The sequence below is a fragment of the Macrococcus animalis genome, assembly GCF_047425875.1.
GTDB classification, from domain to species: Bacteria; Bacillota; Bacilli; order Staphylococcales; family Staphylococcaceae; genus Macrococcoides; species Macrococcoides animalis.
In genome coordinates this window covers 437,250-455,076 of record NZ_CP179727.1, presented here as the reverse complement: position 1 = coordinate 455,076, position 17,827 = coordinate 437,250, and the positions used below count along the sequence as shown (strand labels likewise).

Here is a 17,827-nt window from a genome sequence, read left to right as displayed (position 1 = left end):
CAGTAGTGTGAAGCCCACTACTGCTTTTCTAAAAAGGAGAATTATTATATGACTAAATCACAAGATATAATTGAAATTACAAATCATTACGGTGCACCAAACTATCATCCACTTCCAATCGTTATTTCTGAAGCTGAAGGTGTTTGGGTAAAAGATCCGGAAGGAAACAAATACTTAGATATGTTATCTGCTTACTCGGCAGTTAACCAAGGGCATCGTCATCCTAAAATTATACAAGCTTTAAAAGATCAAGCAGATCGTGTTACATTAACGTCACGTGCATTCCACAGTGATCAGTTAGGTCCATGGTATGAAAAAATTTGTAAGCTTGCAGGAAAAGAAATGGTCTTACCAATGAATACTGGTGCTGAAGCAGTTGAAACTGCAATTAAAGCAGCACGTCGATGGGCTTATGAAGTAAAAGGAGTAGCGAAAGATCAAGCTGAAATTATTGCAATGAATGGTAATTTCCATGGTCGTACAATGGCTGCAGTATCTTTATCTAGTGAGGCAGAATATCAACGTGGTTATGGTCCATTGTTAGGTGGATTCAAATTAGTAGATTTCGGTGATATCGAACAAATCAAAGCAGCAATCACTCCAAATACAGCTGCAGTTATGTTAGAACCTATTCAAGGTGAAGCGGGAATTAATATCCCTCGTGATGGTTTCTTAAGAGAAGTTCGTGAATTATGTACAGAAAACAATGTATTATTTATTGCTGATGAAATTCAAGCAGGTCTTTGCCGTTCAGGTAAGATGTTTGCGACGGATTGGGATAACGTAGTACCTGATATGTATATCTTAGGTAAGGCATTAGGTGGCGGAGTATTCCCTATCTCTTGTGTATTAGCTGATAAAGAAATTTTAGAAGTATTTAACGCAGGAAGCCATGGTTCTACATTCGGTGGTAACCCATTAGCTTGTGCTGTATCTATGGCAGCATTAGATGTTTTAGTTGATGAAAAATTAGCAGATCGTTCATTAGAATTAGGTGAGTATTTCCAATCAAAACTTAAAGAAATAGACAATCCAATCATTAAAGATGTGCGTGGTAAAGGGCTATTTATTGGAGTTGAATTAACTGAAAATGCACGACCTTATTGTGAACAATTAAAAGAATTAGGACTTTTATGTAAAGAAACTCATGATACAGTTATTCGTTTTGCACCTCCATTGATTATCTCTCAAGAAGATTTAGATTGGGCAATTGAAAAAGTAAAATCGGTATTTGAAAAATAAATGATAGCGTTTTCAAAAAGGGCTTTTAAAAGATTTTAAATATGTTACAATAAAAACTGAAGTACTTAAGAATGAAAAAAGAGGGCGAAAAAACATGTCAGAAAACACTACAAGTTTAGTATCATCTACACAAAATATTATTCATGAAGCATTGGATAAACTTGGTTTCGATGAAGGTATGTATGATTTAGTTAAAGAACCTTTACGTTTATTAACAGTACGTATTCCTATTAAAATGGATGACGGAACAGTTAAGACTTTTACAGGTTACCGTGCACAACATAATGATGCAGTGGGGCCAACTAAAGGTGGCGTACGTTTCCATCCAGACGTTGATGAAGACGAAGTAAAGGCTTTGTCAATATGGATGACTTTAAAATGCGGTATTGTTGATCTACCATATGGTGGTGGTAAAGGTGGAATCGTTTGTGATCCTCGTCAAATGAGTATACACGAAGTAGAACGTTTATCACGTGGTTATGTTCGTGCAATTTCTCAATTCGTTGGACCTACAAAGGACATTCCTGCACCAGACGTATTTACTAACTCACAAATTATGGCGTGGATGATGGATGAGTACAGCATGATGGATGCATTTAACTCTCCAGGATTCATTACAGGTAAACCTATAGTATTAGGTGGTTCACAAGGACGTGACCGCTCTACTGCATTAGGTGTTGTAATTGCGATTGAAGAAGCGGCGAAACGTCGCGGCAAACAAATCGAAGGATCACGTGTAGTGATTCAAGGTTTTGGGAACGCAGGAAGTTTCTTAGCGAAGTTCTTATACGATATGGGTGCTAAAGTTGTAGGTATATCTGATGCACATGGTGCATTACATGATCCTAATGGATTAGATATTGACTACTTATTAGACCGTCGTGATAGTTTTGGTACTGTAACAAACCTTTTTGAAGATACAATTACAAACAAAGAATTATTTGAATTAGATTGTGATATTTTAGTACCAGCAGCAATATCTAATCAAATTACAAAAGATAATGCAAACGATATTAAAGCTGAAATCGTAGTTGAAGCGGCGAATGGACCAACAACGCCAGAAGCTACTAAAATTTTAACTGATCGTGGTATTTTACTAGTACCAGATGTATTAGCAAGTGCTGGGGGCGTTACTGTATCGTACTTCGAGTGGGTACAAAACAATCAAGGCTACTACTGGACTGAAGAAGAAGTCAATGAAAAGTTACGTGAAAAATTAGTAAAAGCATTTGATAATGTTTATACATTATCTGAGTCAAGAAAAGTAGATATGCGTTTAGCAGCTTACATCGTAGGTATTAAACGTACAGCTGAAGCTGCACGATACCGTGGATGGGCATAATATTAATTATGAGACATACTCTTTTTGGGTATGTCTTTTTTATTTGCTGCTAGAGGTAATTAAGTACCGAAATTGTAACAATACCAATTGTACAAGTCATTATATTACCCAAAAATAAAAAAGTCTTATACAATATAATAAAATAGAGGGGAGCATGTTAAAATGAACGAATTTACATTTAACAATCCAACAACTTTGGTTTTTGGAAAAACAAGTACCGATCAATTACCACAAATGATTGAAAAATTCACAGAAGGTAAGAACATTCTATTAACTTATGGTGGCGGTAGCATTAAGAAAACAGGTCTTTACGACCGTGTCATCAAACTTCTAGAAGGCTATAATATTTTTGAATTACCAGGGATTGAACCAAATCCACGACTTGCAACGGTAAGAAAAGGTGTGCAAGCAGTTAAAGATAATAATATTGATTTCATATTAGCAATAGGTGGTGGTTCAGTAATTGATGGAACTAAATTAATTTCAGCTGCTGCAACAAGTGATATAGATCCATGGGATATTGTTACGCGCAAAGCGACTGTTGAAAGTGCAATTCCTTTCGGAACAATTCTTACAATTTCTGCAACAGGTTCAGAAATGAACTCAGGTAGCGTAATTACTAACTGGGAAACAAATGAAAAATTAGGATGGGGCTCACCGCTAGTATTTCCTAAGTTCAGTTTATTAAATCCAGAATTACTTTACACATTACCAAAAAACCAAACAGCAAATGGTATTATAGATAGTATGAGTCATTTATTAGAACAATACTTCAATGAAGCAACGAACACTGAAATTGGTGATGCTATGATCAGCGGTGTGATGAAAGCAATTATGAATGCAGGTCCAATTGCAATGGAACAGCCTGAAAATTATGAAGCACGTGAGACAACAATGCTTGGTGCAACAGTTGCTTTAAACGGCTTTATGCGCTTGGGTTATAACGGGGACTGGGCAACACATAACTTAGAACATGCTGTTAGTGCAGTATATGATATCGCACATGGTGTTGGTTTAGCGATTATCTTCCCAGAGTGGATGCGTTATGTGAGTAAAAAATCACCGGAACGTTTTGTAAAATTTGCTGAAGATGTATTTAATGTGGATAACAAATTATCAGTTGAAGAGAAGATTAATTACGGTATTGATTCAGTGTCTGAATTCTGGTCATCACTTGGTGCACCAACGAAGTTATCAGAAGTAGGTGTAAAAGAAGACGATTTGGAAGTATTTGCAGACAAAACATTAATTTACGGACCATTCGGTAATTTTTATACTTTAGATAAAGACGATATTATGGCAATTTATAAAGCAGCGTTATAAAAATACAAGGCAAGTCTAAGTTAACTTAGACTTGCCTTGTTTTATTTGTGCTAATACAGACTTTGTACTTGTACCATTAAAATTTGTTCTTCTTTCTACCGCCGCCTTTGGCTGTAAGATAGAATAAATTTCTTGCGTAATCTCTGGATGAATAGCTCTATATTTATCCAGAGACACATCTTTTAGAAATATGTTTTCTTTAATGCATTCACCAACTAGCTTACCTGTTAAAGCATGTGCCTCTCTAAATGGAATACCGAATCCAACTAAATAATCTGCCAGTTCAGTCGCATTTGAAAAGTCCTGTTCTATCGTCATTTTAATATGATTTTTATTCACTGTCATAGTATCAATCATACCACTAAAAATGGTTAAACTATCGATACATGTTTCAAGTGAATCAAAGAATGATTTTTTATCTTCTTGTAAATCTTTATTATAAGCAAGTGGTAATGATTTAAGGGTCATCAACATCCCAATATAGTTTCCTGCTACTGTTCCAGATTTACCTCTTACGAGTTCGGCCATATCAGGATTTTTCTTTTGGGGCATAATTGATGATCCTGTTGAATAGGCATCACTTAAAGTAATATAGTTAAATTCATGTGAGCACCACAATATGATTTCTTCAGAAAATCTTGATAGGTGCATCATTATTAAATTAATGTTACTCATTGTTTCTAAAATATAATCACGGTCACTTACAGCGTCAATACTGTTTGGATAAATTTGTTCGAACTTTAAATGGTCTGCTGTTTGTTGTTGATTAATAGGATAAGTCGTCCCAGCAAGTGCACCTGAACCGAGTGGTGACATATTAATTCGCGATAAACTTTCGGTCAGTCTTTCTTTATCACGTTGTAACATCCAAAAGTACGTCATAATATGATGTGCAAACAAAATGGGTTGTGCGCGTTGTAAATGTGTATAGCCTGGAATTATGACATCAATATTTTGTTCTGCACTTGTAATTATACTTTGTTGCAGTAAATTTAATGCATCAATCATTATTTTAACTTTTTTATAAGTATACAAATGCATATCTGTTGCCACTTGATCATTTCGAGAACGTCCAGTATGCAACTTTCCTGCAACTGCTCCTATACGTTCAGTTAACAAATGTTCAATATTCAAATGTATATCCTCATACTTCGAAGTAAATGTTATTTCTCCATTTTGGTATGCAGTCTTTAATTCTAGTAATCCTAATATTATTTGTTTGGCTTCATCATTAGAGATAATCTTACAATCGCCTAACATTGTTACATGTGCAATACTACCTTCAATATCTTCATAAAATAGTGTTTGGTCGACATCAATCGATTGATTAAATTTTTCAACAAGTTCATCCATTGATGATTCAAAACGACCGCCCCATAAAGCATCACTCATTTAGATCACCTCTATAAACTTCAGTAGCTAATTTCGTTGGTAATTCGTAAATCTCAATAAAACCAACGCTAGCTTGTTGATTAAATGCATCTTCTTTCGTATAAGTTGCAAGTTTTTCATTATATAAAGAATTGTCACTTGTACGTCCAACAACCGTGATATTTCCTTTATATAACTTCACTTTTACTTTTCCATTCACGTATTGTTGCATATCATTGAGCATATTTTTTAAATGATTTGATAGAGGTGAAAAGTATAGACCATTATAAATAAGATTAGCAAATTGCTGTTCTACATAAGGTTTAAAATGTTGGACGTCTTTTGTGAGTGTTATTGTTTCTAAAGCTTGGTGAGCAGCTATAATAATCATTGCTCCTGGAGCTTCATATACTTCACGTGACTTAATACCAACAAGTCTATTTTCGACGTGATCGATTCGACCTACACCATTATCACCGCCTAGTTTATTTAATTGTTGAATGACTTTATGAAGTTGTAATTCTTCATTATCAATCGCAGTAGGTAGCCCTCCTTTAAAAGAAATCTCCAAATAAAGTGGTGTATCTGGAGCTTCTTCGGGCGCTTTCGTTAACTCATAGGCATCTTTAGGTGGTTCTATATATGGATTTTCTAAAATTCCACATTCATTACTTCTGCCCCATAGATTTTGATCGATTGAGTAAGGTGAATCAAGATTAATAGGAATTGGAATATGATGTTCTTTTGCATATTCGATTTCTTCTTCACGGCTAAAGCCCCAATCACGTACTGGTGCTAGCGTTTTTATTTTAGGATCTAAACTATGAATTGCAACTTCAAATCGTACTTGGTCATTACCTTTACCTGTACAACCGTGTGCAATATAATGTGCATCATATTGATGTGCAATTTCAACTAATTCTTTTGCAATGAGTGGTCGACTTAGCGCAGAGATTAATGGATAAGTATTTTCATATAAAGTATTGCCTTTTATTGCATAACTTAAATATTCTTGTGCGTATATATCGACTTTATCTAGCATAATTGATTCGATAGCACCGACAGTAAGTGCTTTTTCTTTAACTGTATGTAAATCTTTTCCTTCGCCGACATCTAAACAGCATGCGATGACATCATAATCTTTTTCAATTAACCATTGAATGGCAACACTAGTATCTAAACCGCCTGAATATGCAAGTACTACTTTTTCTTTAGTCATAAATAAAATCTCCCTTTTATTATAAATATTTGTTTTAATGAATTAATATACATAAAATCATAACAAAATATAAATTCAATATCAACACATAATATTCAAAATAGTGTATAAATATAGAATGGAGAAAGTGTTATTCAATTTATTTATAGTTATAAAGACGATGATTAGAGTGTTTTTTAAAATGTCATAAAAAATTAGTTATTTAAAAATGTATGCGTTTACAAAATTCGCATACATTGAGATGTATGTCCGTATAGAGTACAATTAATAAGAATTCATAAACAGGAGGATTTATAATGACACATATTAAATTTGATTACAGTACAGCAGAAACTTTCTTCGGGCAACATGAATTAGAGCAAATGCAATCAATCGTAAAAAATGTGCACAGTACAATTCATGAAGGAACTGGTGCCGGAAGTGACTTTTTAGGATGGATAAACTTACCGAATGATTACGATAAAGAAGAATTTTCACGTATTCAAGCAGCAGCGAAAAAAATTCAATCAGATAGTGAAGTATTAGTTGTTATCGGTATTGGTGGATCATATTTAGGTGCTCGTGCGGCGATTGAAATGCTAAACAAATCATTTGATCACTTAAAATCAGAACAAGGTAAACCTCAAATCATCTTTGCAGGTCACCAATTATCTTCAACTTATTTAAGCGACTTAATAGAATATGTTAAAGATAAAGAATTCTCAGTCAATGTAATTTCTAAATCAGGAACTACAACAGAACCAGCAGTGGCATTCCGTGTATTTAAAAAATTATTAGAAGAAAAATACGGTAAAGAAGGTGCGAAAGAAAGAATATACGCGACAACAGATAAAGCAAAAGGTGCTTTAAAATCACTTGCAACAACAGAAGGTTACGAAACTTTCGTTGTGCCTGATGATGTTGGGGGTCGTTTCTCAGTCCTTACTGCTGTTGGATTATTACCGATTGCTGCGAGCGGACATGATATTGAAGCGATGATGCAAGGAGCGGATAAAGCACGTTTAGATTTAAGTTCAGATAACTTAAATGAAAATATTGCATATCAATATGCTGTGATTAGAAATGTGCTTTACAATAAAGGTTACACTATTGAAATGTTGATTAACTACGAACCAAGTCTTCAATATTTCAATGAATGGTGGAAACAATTGTTTGGTGAATCTGAAGGAAAAGATTTCAAAGGAATTTATCCATCAAGTGCAAACTTCTCGACAGACCTACACTCATTAGGTCAATACGTTCAAGAAGGTCGTCGTGATATTTTTGAAACAGTTGTCAAAGTTCAAAACCCTCGTGCGGATATTACAATTGAGGCAGATGAGAATGACTTAGACGGTTTAAACTTCTTAGCAGGTAAAACTTTAGACTTCGTTAATACGAAAGCGTTCCAAGGCACTATCCTAGCACATAGTGATGGTGGTGTACCGAACTTAGTCGTTGAAGTACCACAACTTGATGCATTCACATTTGGTTACATGGTTTATTTCTTTGAATTAAGCGTTGCAATGAGCGGATACTTATTAGGTGTGAATCCATTTAACCAACCAGGTGTTGAGGCATACAAACAAAACATGTTTGCGTTACTTGGCAAACCAGGATTCGAAGAAAAAAAAGCAGAATTAGAAGCACGTCTAAATAAATAACATATTCCTCCATTTAAGCTAAGGCTTTTGCCTTAGCTTTTTTAATGCACTTTTATTTTAATTTCGATAAAATGAGGTGAGAGTAGGTGTTATTATGGATATCATAATGCAATATTTTAGTGAAGAAGCAATTAAAGGTTACTTCGAAACATTTGAATCTTTTGGGATTATCATTGCGTTTTTACTACCCTTTTTAGAAGCATTTGTTCCAATATTACCGATTGCATTGTTTGCAGTTGTTAATGTAAATACATATGGATTATTTTTAGGATTTATCATAACTTGGCTTGGTGCATTTTGTGGTGCATATATTGTGTTTTTGTTGGTTAGAAAGTACGGTCAACACAAGTTTTTAAGGCATTTAAATAATCATCCACATACATTAAAGTTTATACGGCGTGTTGATGAAAAGGGAATAATGCCACTCTTCATATTGCTTTGTTTCCCATTCACACCGTCTAGTGTTATAAATGTTGTTGCAGGTTTAAGTACAGTGAATATAAGGCATTATCTAATTGCAGTTTTATGTGGAAAAGCTGTTATGTTATTTATGCTAAGTTTTATCGGTAACGATATATATTCCTTTGTTAGAGAACCGAAAAAGAGTATAATTGTTGCTATAGTATTAATTCTTTTATGGGTTATAGGGAAGATACTTGAAAAACGTATCACTAAATCAGAGGCGAATCGATGAAGTTAAAAAGTTTTATTGTACCATTTACTTGCGCGGTATTGTTTATTGTTATATTACGTTCATTTTTTATATCAAATTATATAATCGATGGGCACTCCATGGAACCTAACTTTAACGATGGTGACCGTGTGCTCGTGAACCAATTTATCGATATCGTAATTGAACCGAAAAAGAATGACGTGTATTTCTTTAAATTAAACGATAATGAATTAATGGTGAAACGCATCATTGCTACACCAGGTGACTATATAAAAGTTTCAAATAAAACGGTGTATATAAATGGTAAAAAGACGCATTATCATGATGCATCGATGCAACAATTACTCGATAATCGAATGAAACAATATCGTACTGTACCGAACAATTGTTATTTAGTATTGGGGGACAATATAGATAATAGTCTGGATTCACGAACGTTTGGCTGTATTAATCGTAATCAAATGATAGGGAAAATTATCTTTACGTATTGGCATAATAAAAAATAAGAGGTGGCATTTTGAAAAAGGAAATCGTGGAATGGTTGATTGCAATTGTCGTTGCAATTGCGTTAATCTTCGTTATTAATCAATTCTTATTCGTTACATATACTGTTAAAGGGGATTCAATGGATCCTACATTAAAGGATGGCGAGAAGGTAATCGTTAATAAGATTGGCTATACTGTTGGTCAAATTGATAAAGGTGATGTACTGGTATTTCACGCAGATAAGAAATCTGACTACGTTAAACGTGTCATCGGTAAAGCCGGAGACACTGTAGAGTATAATAACGACCAACTTATCGTTAATGGTAAGAAAGTAGAAGAGCCATATTTAGAAGAGAATAAAGTTGCTAAAACAAATATACTACTGACTGAAAACTTTAGTGTAAAAGATTTAGTGAATACAAATGGTAAGAATACAATTCCAAAAGACAAATTACTCGTACTTGGAGATAATCGTGAAGTGAGTAAAGATAGTAGATACTTCGGATTAATTAAAGAAGAGCAAGTGGTCGGTGAAGTAGCATTACGCTATTGGCCATTTAATAGTTTCCATTATAATTTTGATCCAAAGTAAATAAGTCAGCACTTTTTATAATTTATTATAAGAAGTGCATTTTTTTTAGGAGGAACCCATATGACGGTAAGTTTCTTATTAGGGAGACGTGGAACAGGGAAAACGCACTATATCATAGAATCTATTAAAGACAAATTAAAAAGTGCTCCGTTAGGTGAACCAATTATTATGATTGCACCAAGACAAAGTACGTTCTCAATAGAACAAGCATTAAGTCATGATATTTCGATTAAAGGGAGCATGCGTACTGCAATTTATTCATTCGATCGCTTGTATTGGCGTTTAAAAAGTGAATTAGGTGGTACGGATTTATCGATGATTTCTAAAGCAGGTGTTGAAATGTTGACATATGACGTTATCATGCAACATAAAGCACAGCTCCGCCGCTTTCAAACAACAAGCCAATATTATGGTTTTAGTCAAAAGCTAAGCCAAACAATTAGTGAATTAAAAAAATATAATGTTTCATCAGAGGATTTAAATGCATTAACAACTTCGAATTTAGAAGTTAGAACCTTAGATAAATTACATGATATTGCGCTTATTTATGATGCGTTAAACACAGAAATGTCCAATGAATTCATGCAATCTGAAGATACACTTTATCATTTAATGCAGTTGATCGAAATTTCACCTTCAATTAAACAGTCAGATATTTATATTGATGGATTTTATAACTTTACAACGATTGAATATTTAGTCATTTTAGCCCTGTGTCAACATGCAAAGTCAGTTACTATAGCACTTACAATTGATCCAGAACACCAAAGTGACTTATTCCGTAAAACAGAAGAAACATTTCACAGTATTTCGGAATATTTAAATGTAAGCAATATAGATTTTACAATCACGAAATTCGTTTATACTTACCGTTTTAACAATCCGGCTTTAAAGCATTTAGAAGCACAATTTGATGCATTACACGTGCAAGCCTTCCCTAAAGAAGAAATTAAGATTTTAGAAGCGGATAACATTCAATCAGAAGTAAATGGTATAATGCATAAAATTTATAACTTAGGTAAAAATGATTATCGATATAAAGATATAGCCGTATTGTATCGTGACCAAGCGCATGCTGAAAGCTTGATAAAACGTGCAATTCAACTTAATTTACCATACCATACTGATTTGAAAGAAGTGATGCATCATCATCATAGTATTGAATTAATACGCTCATTGCTTGATTTCTTTAAAAATACATTTCAGCTTGATCATTTATATAGAGCATTAAAAACAGGATTAGTCACAAAAAATGCAGAACGTTTAGACATTCAATTCGTTGATATGCTTGAAAATGTCATGATTACACGAGGCATGCATTATAAAGATTTAATTGAAAAAAGAAAATTACATTACAGTAAAGATGATATGTACTCAACAGAAGTTTGGGAACAATTTATTCATTATGTTGACCATATTTTGGCGCTCATTGAACCACTCAGAAAATCATTAACAGAATCAACTAATGCAGCTGAATTTGCCACACACTTATATCAATTTTTATTAACGATTCAACTGCCTGAATACTTAATGGCGAATCGCGATAAAATGCGTGAAGATGGCCAAAATTATAAAGCGCTAGAGTTTGATCAATTGTTGAATGGCATTAATCAAGTGTTAGATGACTTTGTTGAAGTATTACGAGATAAAGCATTAACTTATGACGCGATGGTAGAAATATTAGATGTTGGATTTGAATCGTTAGAATACAATGCTGCACCACAAGGTTTAGATCAAATTCAAATATTAAACTTAGATTTAGCGAAAGTAGAAAATAAAAAAGTCATATTCATTTGTGGTTTAAACGATGATATTTTACCTCGCCGTATTAAGGAAGATGCCATTATTACAGATAGTGAAAAAAGAGATATTTCGGACATCGGTGGATTGAAGCTCGCACCGACAACTGATTTATTAACACAAGATGAACGATTTGTTGCCTATATCGCAATGACCAATGCAACAGACTCACTCTATTTATCTTATAGCTTAATGAATCAATCATATGAAGCAATGCGACCTTCATCATATATCAATGATATTAAAGCAATCATCAATACACAAATGGTGTATTCAGCTGATTTCAAACCAGATGAACAAATTACTACGATCGATGCAGGAATTCGTGTAGCGGCTCAACACTATCAAGATAAAGCTTGGCAAAATATTATTCAATATTATAATGCAAATGGATATGAATCAATATTCAAATTAAGCGAGTTCCGAAATCAGACTCGACCGATCAATGATACTAACGTCAATTTATTATATGGTGATGTGATTAAAGCAAGTGTTTCGCGATTTGAAAGCTATAATGAATGTGCATTTAAGCATTTTGCGGGACATGGTTTAAGACTCAGACCACGTGATAACTTTGAGTTACAAAGTTTCCAACTTGGCAATATTTATCATGAAGTACTTGCTTATCTAGGTGAAACATTTATGGACAAATTGTTTAGTGTATCTCGAGAGGATATAAGACAAGCAATCAGACAATATTTATCACAGCATTTACCTTCTGTTCAATTTGAAATCATGTATTCTAAGCAACATTATCGCTTTATGATTTTAAAGATTGAATCGATGCTTACAGATACATTTAGCATGATTCAATCACACCAGAAGCAAAGTAAATTCAAGATGGCGAAATTTGAAACACGGTTCGGTAAACAAGGTGACCTTGACAGTCAAAAGATTGATTTACCAAAAGGAAGACGGGTAGAAATAAGTGGCCAGATTGATAGAATCGACATTTTAAACACAATGGAACATGATTATGTTTCGATTATTGACTATAAATCAGGTCCGACATCATTAGATTTACGAAAAGTGTATTACGGGATTCAAATGCAAATGATGACTTACATGGATGTCGTTCTACAAAATAAAGAAAAGTTAGGTCTGAAAGAAGATACTTTGCCTGCGGGTATGTTATATTTTCACGTATATGAGCCTAAATTAAAGCTTAGCAATAAGCAAGAGTTGTCACAAGATTTAATAAAAAAAAGAGCAGCTGAATATAAAATGGATGGCTATATCATTGATGATCTAGACTTAGTAGAATATTATGATGAAATGATAGCAGAAACAAATAAATCAGATATCATTCCTGTTGGTTTGAAAAAGTCAGGAGAGTTTACTTCAGCGTCAAAAGTATTACCTGTAGATATCTTGAATAAATTTATCGAGCATAACCGCAACAACTTTAAAAAAACAGCGGAAGATGTATTATCTGGAGATTGTGATATTTCCCCTTTATCATATGGCAATAAGTTACCATGTGATTATTGTGATTTTAAAGCTGTATGTCATATTGATCCAATACTAAACGTTCAAGATATTCGTACGAAAGATGAAAAAATCGATGTAATTCAAACAATTCTGAAAGGAGGACAAACAGATGGCAATGACATGGACTGATAATCAACATTTAGCGATTGAGACATACGGTCAAGATACACTTGTATCTGCAGCTGCAGGCAGTGGTAAAACTGCTGTGCTCGTGGAACGAATTATCCGTAAGATTGTAGACAAAGGCATAAATATTGATGAAGTGCTTGTTGTTACATTTACGAATGCGAGTGCGAAAGAAATGCGCGAGCGAATACATTCACGTATCGTGAGTGAATTAAAAGATAATCCGACAGAACATTTGAAACGTCAACTTGTTAAGATTCATCAAGCAGAGATATCAACATTGCATCGTTTTTGTCTAAATTTAATAGAAAAATATTATTATACAATTGACCTGGACCCAACCTTTAGAACAGGAAATGATGAAGAAATGTCCCTTTTACTAATGCAGGCAATTGATGAAGTATTAGAAGGTGCATATGAAAGTTTAGATGAAAATCAATTAAAGCTAATATTACATTTAACGAATGAACGTAGTGATGCCCAACTGCGCAGATTATTAGCGAAACTATATTACTATACGATTGCTAATAGTGATCCAGAGGCATGGTTAGAGCGTATACGTGATCAATACAAGCACGCACATGTTGAAGATGAAAATTTTAAAAGATTATCTGAAATAGTGATGACGTCAATCCAACAAGCACGTCAATTAATTAGACGGAGTGAAAATTACTGTATCAGTGAAGCATTCGATAAGACCTTGGACTATTTACAAGAAATCGATAAAAGTCTAGAAATTCCGAGTGATTTGTATGCTCAATACGAACATATTCAAGCGATTTCTTTTGGTCGTAAGCCATCTGTTAAGTCGAAGGACGATCCAGATGCGAAGATGATGAATGATTTAATAACGAATGATTTATCAGAAGTGAAATCAATTATTGCAAATTTAAAAGGTTTATTTTATGCACCCCCTAGTGAAATGGTTGAAGATATTCGAGCAATGTTCGGTGAAGTATCAGCACTAACAGCGCTAACTGGACAAGTAATGCATCGTTTTGAGCAATTAAAACGTGAACGCAAAGTGATTGATTTTAGTGATTATGAACATTTTGCATTAAAAATATTGCTTAATGATGGAAAACCGACTGAAATCGCACTTGGTCTACGCGATCATTTCCATGAAATATTAGTCGATGAATATCAAGATACGAACCGTGTGCAAGAAAGTATCATTCAAGCGATTAAGAAGCATCCTGAATCAAAAGGGAATTTATTTATGGTTGGCGATGTTAAACAGTCTATCTATAAATTTAGACAAGCTGAACCTGAGTTATTCTTGCAAAAGTATGCTGACTTTAGAGCGAATGATACAGGAAAAGTCATAGAACTCTCTAAAAACTTTAGATCACGTGCATCTGTTATTGAAGATACTAACGCTGTCTTTGAACGTATAATGGATGAAACGATTGGTGACATCGATTATGATGAAACCCAAAAGCTGTACTACGGTGCACCATTTGATGAAGTACGTCAAACGACTGAAATGATTATTATGAATAAAGAGAATATTGAACTTGACTATCCAGAAAGTCATTATATCGCACAACGTATAGAGCAAATCATTAAGGAAGAACAAGTATTTGATGTTAAAAAGCAAGCCTACCGAAAAGCAACATTTAAAGATATCGCCATATTAGAACGTGGTTATAGTAATGCTGTGACACACATGCAAGTGATGAAAGCTTATAACATTCCATTTCATGTGAGTAGTAAAGAAGGATATTTTAAAACAGATGAAATTGAGTCAATCATGAGTTTCTTACGCGTCATAGATAACCCATTACAAGATGTTCCATTAGCAGGAGTGTTACGCAGTATTATATATCAGTTCAGTGCTGACGAACTGGCAACGATTCGTTCAGTCGATACATCGATTTATCTATTCCAAAATTTAATACAGTATCGAGAAAACGGTAGAGATGACAACTTAAAAGCGAAAGTAATGAAAGTTTTGAGTGATTTAGAAGATTATCGTAATTGTCAACAATCAATGAGTGTTAGTCAATTGCTATCTTATATTTATGAAGATACGTATTTTGTTGAAAAATATTTATTACTTCCAGGTGGGCAGCAACGTGCAGCCAACTTAAATAAGTTATTATCACTAGCAGATAACTTTGAACAATCAAGTTATCGTGGTGTATTTCAATTTATCCGTTATATCGATAATATGTTAAACAGCCAAAAAGACTTTGGTGAAGTGAATATTATTTCAGATGAAGCAAATGTAGTAAGAATGATGACTATCCATGCATCGAAAGGATTGGAATTCCCTTTTGTTATATATGCCGGGTTGAATAAAAAGTTTAACTTAAGAGATATGGCGTCAGATGTATTAATGGATCAACAGATGGGACTTGCAATTAATTACTTTGATGCGAAAGCTAATGTGTCTTTTCCACTGATGACGAATGGTATTTTTAAACATCATTTGCGCTTATCACAAGTATCAGAAGAGTTACGTTTAATGTATGTGGCATTTACACGTGCTCGTGAGAAATTAATATTAATTGGTTCTGTTCATACAGAAGAAGCAATAGAGAAATTCCAAAATATCGAAATGGATAACAAACTTGATTTGTTCTATCGAATGAATGCTTCAACCCCATTATCTTTTATTATGCCAGCCATTTTACAACCAGATGCACCAATCAATATACCTGTGCAAATGATTAATGAATTATCATTTACACAAGAAGAGAATATTGAATCTGAAATAGATGTATCCACGGCTGATACTGAATGGTTACATGCATTAAAAGATTATCATTATGCATACGAAAATGAATTTACATTACCTACTAAGGAAAGCGTTTCGGATATAAAAAAAGCTGAAACAGAAGATGAATTAACGACTTGGACTTATGTGAATCAATATAAACTTGGTAAGAAACAATATGATCGACCGAAGTTTATGACAGAACAAAAGAAAACGGCACAAGAGGTAGGGACATTAATGCATTTAGTGATGCAACATTTACCACTGCGTGTAATAAATGACACAGAACTAAATGAATTCATTGAAAGTTTAGCAGATAAGAAACTCATCTCTCGTGAAGACATCCAGTTTATTAATACAGAGCATATTAAGACATTTATGAATACTGAAATATTTGCGAAATTAACACAAGCGGATGAAGTGTATCACGAGTTACCGTTCGTTATTGGAAAGCAATATTTAGTGGATGCTCATCCTGATCAGCTCGTGCAGGGGATGATTGACTGTGTGTTTAAATATGAAAGTAACTACTATTTATTAGATTATAAAACAGATAAAGTCATTCCAAGACTAGGTAAATCTGTAGAAGAAACGTTACAAACAATGGCCGAAAATTATCGCATTCAAATGTCGTATTATAAAGCAGCACTTGAGACGGTATTGAATGCACCAGTAAAATCTTATCTTTATTTCTTTGAAGGTGGACTTGTAGAGGTGAAAGCATGAAACAATTTGTAGTACACGGTCTATACGCAATACCGCTGATATTGTATACATTGAGTATTGCATTTTTAGTTAACCAGCCAATTGAGTTGATTAATCCATTTGAATATTATAACGAAATGGAAATGCCAACATTATCAATTTATATCATGATGATTGTTTTCATGAGTTTTAGTATGTTTGGCTTTATCATTGGAAAGCGATTTCATTTATTGCATCAATTAAACAATAAATCAGTCATGTTGCTGATTGTAATTGGACTATTGATTTCGTTATTAATAACGAGAATGAGTGTCGTTTTAGGATTATCTATTGGCATCCTTATTTTGAAATTGATTATCAATAGAAAAATATCAACCCAGCAATATGCCTGGATAACATTGGGGATTTATGCAGGATTTTCATTCATCATCGTGATACCTATGATGATATTATTTTTAAACTATGAATCATTTTTAAACGTGAATCAGTTCCAACAGTTTATTGAAATTCATAATAAACATCACTTATTTGAATTTATACACCTTAACATTTCATATTTTATGACACATATATTGTATTACGTGATTGCTTTTGTTGTAGGGATAGTGCCTGGTTTAATGATGGGGATATATCATCATAATAAAAGAGAAGGGACAAATAATATTGTTATTCATGCTTTGATTTGTTTGATTTGTGGTACGACAGTAAAACTACTCATATTTAAATTCAGTTATGGATTTTTACAATTCTCACTTGCGATGCTTGGTTCAAGTTTACAAGGATTAGGATTAATATTTATCATTCTTATTATTGTGAGAAACTTTGAGAACCAACTTTCAAAAGAAGTCGTGACACAACAAGCATTGTTATTTATCAGCGTAATTATCGTCATAGATATTATCGTCTATACCGTATTTACTGGCATTCATAAATTACATTATCCAGCAACATCGATTGTTCATTTAATGCGACAGTCATTCATTATAGCTGTTATTATAAGCATATTATATATAGCAATCAGTATATGGATAGACAAATATAAGAAATATAGACACAGTTAAACACAAAAGAATGAAAGTTATGAAAATATTC

At 33.5% G+C, this 17,827-nt stretch carries 12 protein-coding genes; 10 read left to right on the top strand and 2 right to left on the bottom strand.

What is annotated here, in order from left to right; genetic code table 11:
• Positions 1–48: 48 nt before the first annotated feature.
• The 3 genes from ACMGE9_RS02240 (at position 49) to ACMGE9_RS02230 (ending at position 3,907) form a co-directional block, all read left to right on the top strand.
• Positions 49–1,242, top strand: a complete 1,194-nt coding sequence (locus ACMGE9_RS02240; RefSeq protein ID WP_414043635.1) for an ornithine--oxo-acid transaminase — start codon at positions 49–51, stop codon at positions 1,240–1,242.
• Positions 1,243–1,336: 94 nt separating this feature from the next.
• Positions 1,337–2,584 (top strand): Glu/Leu/Phe/Val family dehydrogenase, encoded by a 1,248-nt coding sequence (locus ACMGE9_RS02235; protein ID WP_414043634.1) that lies wholly within the window; start codon positions 1,337–1,339, stop codon positions 2,582–2,584.
• Positions 2,585–2,746: 162 nt separating this feature from the next.
• The gene (locus ACMGE9_RS02230; protein ID WP_414043633.1) at positions 2,747–3,907 is read left to right on the top strand and encodes an iron-containing alcohol dehydrogenase; all 1,161 of its coding nucleotides are present in this window, start codon (positions 2,747–2,749) and stop codon (positions 3,905–3,907) included.
• Positions 3,908–3,922: 15 nt separating this feature from the next.
• Here ACMGE9_RS02230 and argH read toward each other — a convergent pair whose 3' ends face one another.
• Positions 3,923–5,299, bottom strand: coding sequence for an argininosuccinate lyase (argH, locus tag ACMGE9_RS02225; RefSeq protein ID WP_414043632.1), 1,377 nt, complete (start codon positions 5,297–5,299; stop codon positions 3,923–3,925).
• Positions 5,292–6,497 (bottom strand): argininosuccinate synthase, encoded by a 1,206-nt coding sequence (locus tag ACMGE9_RS02220; protein ID WP_414043631.1) that lies wholly within the window; start codon positions 6,495–6,497, stop codon positions 5,292–5,294. The genes argH and ACMGE9_RS02220 overlap by 8 nt, the downstream gene beginning before the upstream one ends.
• Before the next feature lie 296 nt (positions 6,498–6,793).
• Between ACMGE9_RS02220 and ACMGE9_RS02215 the strand changes: the two genes are divergently transcribed.
• From ACMGE9_RS02215 to ACMGE9_RS02185, 7 genes are all read left to right on the top strand, one after another.
• A complete protein-coding gene (locus ACMGE9_RS02215) occupies positions 6,794–8,140 on the top strand; it encodes a glucose-6-phosphate isomerase (protein ID WP_414043630.1) in 1,347 nt (448 codons plus the stop codon).
• Positions 8,141–8,234: 94 nt separating this feature from the next.
• On the top strand, positions 8,235–8,834 hold the full coding sequence (locus ACMGE9_RS02210) for a TVP38/TMEM64 family protein (protein WP_414043629.1): 600 nt from the start codon (positions 8,235–8,237) through the stop codon (positions 8,832–8,834).
• Positions 8,831–9,319 (top strand): signal peptidase I, encoded by a 489-nt coding sequence (gene lepB, locus ACMGE9_RS02205; protein WP_414043628.1) that lies wholly within the window; start codon positions 8,831–8,833, stop codon positions 9,317–9,319. Before ACMGE9_RS02210 ends, lepB (ACMGE9_RS02205) begins: the two co-directional genes overlap by 4 nt.
• Positions 9,320–9,330: 11 nt before the next feature.
• A complete protein-coding gene (lepB, locus tag ACMGE9_RS02200; RefSeq protein WP_414043627.1) occupies positions 9,331–9,891 on the top strand; it encodes a signal peptidase I in 561 nt (186 codons plus the stop codon).
• 60 nt (positions 9,892–9,951) lie between these two features.
• Positions 9,952–13,311 (top strand): helicase-exonuclease AddAB subunit AddB, encoded by a 3,360-nt coding sequence (gene addB / locus ACMGE9_RS02195; RefSeq protein ID WP_414043626.1) that lies wholly within the window; start codon positions 9,952–9,954, stop codon positions 13,309–13,311.
• Entirely contained in the window at positions 13,292–16,756 is a 3,465-nt protein-coding gene (addA, locus tag ACMGE9_RS02190) for a helicase-exonuclease AddAB subunit AddA (RefSeq protein ID WP_414043625.1), read from the top strand. The genes addB and addA overlap by 20 nt, the downstream gene beginning before the upstream one ends.
• Positions 16,753–17,796, top strand: coding sequence for a hypothetical protein (locus ACMGE9_RS02185; protein WP_414043624.1), 1,044 nt, complete (start codon positions 16,753–16,755; stop codon positions 17,794–17,796). Before addA ends, ACMGE9_RS02185 begins: the two co-directional genes overlap by 4 nt.
• Positions 17,797–17,827: the final 31 nt, after the last annotated feature.

Excerpts from the sequence above, each read along its gene's own strand:
- ACMGE9_RS02240 (WP_414043635.1), top strand. The coding sequence starts at position 49 with ATGACTAAATCACAAGATATAATTGAAATTACAAATCATTACGGTGCA.
- ACMGE9_RS02235 (WP_414043634.1), top strand. The coding sequence starts at position 1,337 with ATGTCAGAAAACACTACAAGTTTAGTATCATCTACACAAAATATTATT.
- ACMGE9_RS02230 (WP_414043633.1), top strand. The coding sequence starts at position 2,747 with ATGAACGAATTTACATTTAACAATCCAACAACTTTGGTTTTTGGAAAA.
- argH (WP_414043632.1), bottom strand. The coding sequence starts at position 5,299 with ATGAGTGATGCTTTATGGGGCGGTCGTTTTGAATCATCAATGGATGAA.
- ACMGE9_RS02220 (WP_414043631.1), bottom strand. The coding sequence starts at position 6,497 with ATGACTAAAGAAAAAGTAGTACTTGCATATTCAGGCGGTTTAGATACT.
- ACMGE9_RS02215 (WP_414043630.1), top strand. The coding sequence starts at position 6,794 with ATGACACATATTAAATTTGATTACAGTACAGCAGAAACTTTCTTCGGG.
- ACMGE9_RS02210 (WP_414043629.1), top strand. The coding sequence starts at position 8,235 with ATGGATATCATAATGCAATATTTTAGTGAAGAAGCAATTAAAGGTTAC.
- lepB (WP_414043628.1), top strand. The coding sequence starts at position 8,831 with ATGAAGTTAAAAAGTTTTATTGTACCATTTACTTGCGCGGTATTGTTT.
- addB (WP_414043626.1), top strand. The coding sequence starts at position 9,952 with ATGACGGTAAGTTTCTTATTAGGGAGACGTGGAACAGGGAAAACGCAC.
- addA (WP_414043625.1), top strand. The coding sequence starts at position 13,292 with ATGGCAATGACATGGACTGATAATCAACATTTAGCGATTGAGACATAC.
- ACMGE9_RS02185 (WP_414043624.1), top strand. The coding sequence starts at position 16,753 with ATGAAACAATTTGTAGTACACGGTCTATACGCAATACCGCTGATATTG.